Consider the following 4,895-nt stretch of genomic DNA (forward strand, 5'->3'; position numbering starts at 1 on the left):
GCAGCTGAGCGCCGGGTAATCGGCGTCGTACGACGAGGTGACCTGCTCGCCGCCGATCGTCGCGACTCCCCTCACGGTCACCGCGCCGGCGTCGACCTGCCCGGCCCGGCTGTTGAAGGACTGGTACGCCTGCTTGCCCGGCGCCACGTCGGCCACGGTCTTCGCGCCGAACGGGGTGGTCAGCGTCACCGTCACCGGCACGTCGGAGCCGTTGACGGCCGTGACCGCCACGTACGCCGAGGTGCCGATGCAGCGGGACGAGGCGGAGACCGTCAGGTCGACGGCCGCCGCCCTGGCGAGGCGGAAGTAGTCGAACGTGACCTTCTTCGACGCCGACTGGTCGGTGCCGATCGTGTACACGCCGACCTTGGCGCCGGTGGCCACCGCGCTGTTCAGCACCGGGGCGGACAGTTCCGTCCAGGTCTGGCCGTCGGCGGAGTAGGACCCGGAGTAGGTGTCGCCCTCCTTCTTGAGCCGCAGCCACCAGATGCCGGTGGTGAGGTTGTTCACCTGCGGCTGCGGGCTCTGCACGGTGCCGCCGACCTCGCTGCGCAGCTCGATGCTCCGCGCCGCTGCCGACCCGGCCGCGTTGGTGGTGAGGAAGTCGAGCTTCACGTAGTCGTCGTCGCCGGTGTACACCATGAGGCCGCCCTGCTGGTACCGCTCGTTGAGTGCCGAGGCGTCCACCTTGGTCTCCAGCGTCCAGTCGCCGCTCGGGGCCGGCTGCAGGATGAGGTTCTTCGGGCCGGTGTTGTCGGTCCCGTAGATGTCACCTGTCGTGGTGTCGAGCTCCAGCTTGCCGTCGCTCACGCGCACCGCCGTGGCGTCGGGGCGCACGATCGCGGTCCAGCGGCAGGCGTCGAGCGCGGTGCCGTCGAACTCGTCGTCCGGGTCCGGCCCGGTCGCGCTGTCGTCCGGCGTGATGTGGAACCAGTCGAAGGACGCGTCCACCACCGGGTGGTCGGCCCCCGCCAGCGAGATCAGGCCGATCTTCGGGTCGGTGATCCCGGCGAGCGGCTTGGTCTGCGGCATCGCGGTGAACGTGGTGCCGTCGGCGGAGTAGTGGGCGGTGATGTTCGTTCCGTCGCTGACGAACCGCACGTACACCGTGTCGGGGTAGGCGTCCCCGAGAGTGGCCGTGTTGCTCTGCGCCACCTCGTTGGGGCTGCCGTTCTCCTCCCGGATGAACTGGAAGATGCGCTCGGCGTGGTTCGGACCCGAGGTGGAGCGCGCCTGCAGCACCATCTTGGCGTAGTTGTCGTCGTCGCCGTAGATGATCAGGCCCGCCTGCTGGTACGCGTCCCGCGCGTCCAGCGTGAGCTTGGCGGTGGCGGTCCAGGCGCCCGACGGCGCCGGCTGCACCACGATGTTCGGCGTGTTGCCGCCCGTGCTGTAGATGTCGGTGGTCGAGGTCGGGATCACCAGTTCGCCGTCGGCGACCCTGAGGTCCTGGTTCTCCCTGATGACCGACCAGCGGTCCCGGTCGAGCCGGTCGCCCGGGAAGTCGTCGGAACGGCCGGTGAAGCACACCACGGCCGGCGCGTCCACCTTGACCTGGACCTGCGCGGTGGCCGACGCGCCCTTGTCGTCGGACACGGTCACCACGGCCGTGTAGGTGCCCGGCGCGGTGTAGGTGTGGCTCGCCTCGGCCGTGGTGGGCTCCGGCGCGCCGTTCACGCCGAAGTTCCACTTGTAGGTGATCGGGTCGCCTTCCGGGTCGGTGGCCGTCGCCTCGAAGTCGACCGTCAGCGGGGCGACGCCCGTCACCGGCGTCGCCGTCGCGGTCACGACGGGACGCTGGTTGTCCGTGGCGCCCTTGCCGACGAAGTCGACCCAGTTGACGTTCGCCAGGTAGGCGTCGTTCGCCGCGCTCGCCGGCTTGCGTACGACGAAGTACAGCGGTCCGCTCTCCGTCGGCGCGCCGTTCACGTCGAGCGTGACGTCGGTGAACGTCTGCCAGCCGCCGGTGGGCGTCACCTCGGCCGAGCCGATCAGCGTGCCGGTCTCGGGGTCACCCGCCCTGACCTGGACGGTGCCGCCGGCACCGCCCGAGGAGGCGCGTAACCGGATCGCGGTGAGGTTCGACAGGTTCACCGGGTCGAACGACCACCAGTCGCCGTCCTGGACGAACCCGATGTGCTGATTGCCGCCCTGCGGGTCGCTCGTGGTCTCGGCCTGGACGCCCGCGGTGTCGGTGCCCAGGCCGCCGGCCACCCGGCCGGTCTGCGTGAAGTGCTCGGCCTGCTTGCGCTTGGGCTGCAGGAGGGTCTCGCCCCGCCCGGTCAGGGGCTTCGCGCCGTTGGCCCCCTCGTCGGTGTAGCTGGCCTCGATCACGTAGAAGAGGTTGTCGTACTCGCCGTGGCCGGCCTGCTGGGTCTGCAGGGTGCCCTCACAGCCCGTGTGCTGGTCGAGCGGGTGGCCGTGGCTCTCGTGACCGAGGATCGCCTGGATCCGCACCTTGTCGCAGTCGATCGCGCCGTCCTCGGGGTCGGTGGCGGTCACCTTGAACTTCACCTGGTCGCCGAACTCGAAGAAGGCGCCGTTCGGCGGGACGTCCACGGTGACGGTGGGACGGGTGTTGCCCGCGTTGATCTCGACACTGGCGGTGGCGGTCTTGCCGCCGGGGGTCGTGACGGTCAGGACCACGTTGTAGTCGCCGCCCTCCTCGTAGGTGTAGGAGGGGTCGGGGTCGGTGGAGTCGGTGTCGCCGTCGCCGTCGAGGTCCCACGCGAACGTGAGCGGCTCGCCGTCCGGGTCCCGGCTGCCCTCGCTGGAGAACGTGACGGCCAGCGGCAGCGGCCCGTCGGTCTTGTCCGCCGTGGCGCGGGCGATCGGCGGGCGGGTGCCCTTGATGTAGTCGATCCGGTAGATGCCGGAGTCGGCGTTGTCGCCGCCGAAGCCGGAGCCCCACTCGATCAGGTAGAGCGCGCCGTCAGGGCCGAACTTCATGTCCATCGGCTTCTTGAACGCCAGGGAGCCGAGGATGCGGTTCATCTCCACGAGCTCGGTGCCGCTCTCGTCGAGCTGGAACGACCACACCTGGTCGTTGTTCCACTCGCCGAACACGGCCTTGCCGTCCCAGTACGCCGGCCACTTCACGTCCGACTGCAGGTCCGGGTCCGCGCGGTAGACCGGGCCGCCCATCGGCGCGCCGCCTCTCAGCTCCGGGAAGTTCTGCGGGTCGGCCGCGTAGTGGTACCAGATCGTCGCGGGCACCATCGTGGGCAGGTCGGTGAGGCCGTCGTTGTTCGGGGAGTCGTTGACCGGCGCGGCGCAGTTGAACGGCGCCCCCGACTGCTGAGTGGCGAAATCGTAGTCGATGTACGGGGTGTTGTCGCCGACGCAGTAGGGCCAGCCGTAGTTGCCCGGCTCGGAGACGAGGTTCCACTCGACCGTGTTCTGCGGGCCCCGGGTGGCGCTCGCCGAGCCGGCGTCGGGGCCGTACTCGCCGAGCATGATGTGGCCCGTCTTCGGGTCGAGGCCGATGCGGAACGGATTGCGGAAGCCCATGCCGTAGATCTCCGGCTTGGTCTTCTCCGTGCCCGGCGGGAAGAGGTTGCCGGACGGGATGGTGTAGGTGCCGTCGGGCTCGGGGTGGATCCGCAGCAGCTTGCCGCTCAGGCTGTTGGTGTTGCCCGAGGTGCGCTGGGCGTCCCAGCCGGCGCGACCGGACCGCTCGTCGATCGGCGTGTAGCCGTCGGAGGCGAACGGGTTGGTGTTGTCGCCCGTGCCCAGCCACAGGTCGCCGGTCCTGGGGTCCATCACCATGCCGCCGCCGTGATGGCAGCACTCGGCCCGCTGGACCGGGACGTCGAGGATCCGCGTCTCGCTCGCCAGGTCCAGGGTGTCGCCGGTGACGGTGAACCTGCTCAGCCGGTCGACGTTCGTCCCGGTGGGCGAGTAGTACAGGTACACCCAGTGGTTGGTGGCGAAGCCGGGGTCGAGCGTGAGCCCGAGCAGGCCGCTCTCGTTGGCGGTGAAGACGTTCAGCTTCGCCGCCGTCACCGTGCCGCCGGACGGCTTGATGATCTTGACATCGCCGAGCCGGTCGATGGAGAAGACCCGGCCGTCCTTGGCGACGTCCACCATCATCGGGTTCGAGGTGTTGTCGTCGAGCGTGACCTTCTCGAAGCTGCCGCTCTGCGAGGCCGAGCAGTCGGCCCTGACCGCGCCGGCGGCGGTCTGGATGCCGCCGAGGAGCAGCTTCAGGAAGTTGGGCTCGCTGTAGTTCTCCTTGAGGTGGCCGAGCCCGGTGTACCAGGAACGGCCGCCGTCGTAGTCGTGGCACCAGGTGTTCGGGTGGTCGGCGCCCATCGTGGCGCCGGTGTAGGACTTCTCGTCCATCGACGTCAGCACGTGGACCGTGCCGCGCGGGTTGGCCTGGTAGTCGTACCACTCGTCGGTACGGGTCCAGGTCGCCGGCAGGTCCTTCGTGGACGGGTGCGCCGGATCCTCGACCTTGACCGTGGCCTGCTGGATCGCCGGGTGCGACTTGAAGTACGCCCCGACCAGCTTGCCGTACCAGGCCCAGTCGTAGCCGCTGTCGGCGGCGGCGTGGACGCCGACGAAGCCGCCGCCGTTCTGGATGTAGCGCTGGAAGGCGTCCTTCTGGTCCTGCGTGCCCAGCGGGTCACCGGTCGTGGACATGAAGACCACGGCCTGGTACTGGGCCAGGTTCTGGTCCGTGAACAGCGCGCTGTCCTCGGTGGTGTCGACCGCGAAGTTGTTCTCCTGGCCGAGATTCCGCACGGCCGCGATGCCCTCGGGGATCGAGTCGTGCCGGAAACCTGTCGTCTTCGAGAAGACGAGCACCTTGAACGCGGGCTCGGCCGCCGTGGCGGCCTCGGCGCTCACGGGCGTCGCGAGGACGAAGGGGGCGACGAGGGCCAGGGCCA

Annotated in this window: 1 protein-coding gene; it reads right to left on the reverse strand. The window is 69.7% G+C overall.

Annotation, left to right across the window (positions count from 1 at the left end; translation table 11 throughout):
• The coding region (locus OUY22_RS35630; RefSeq protein ID WP_270159726.1) for a ThuA domain-containing protein at positions 1-4,895 on the reverse strand (4,895 nt) is incomplete at both ends.

The sequence above is a fragment of the Nonomuraea corallina genome, from assembly GCF_027620315.1.
GTDB lineage: Bacteria > Actinomycetota > Actinomycetes > Streptosporangiales > Streptosporangiaceae > Nonomuraea > Nonomuraea corallina.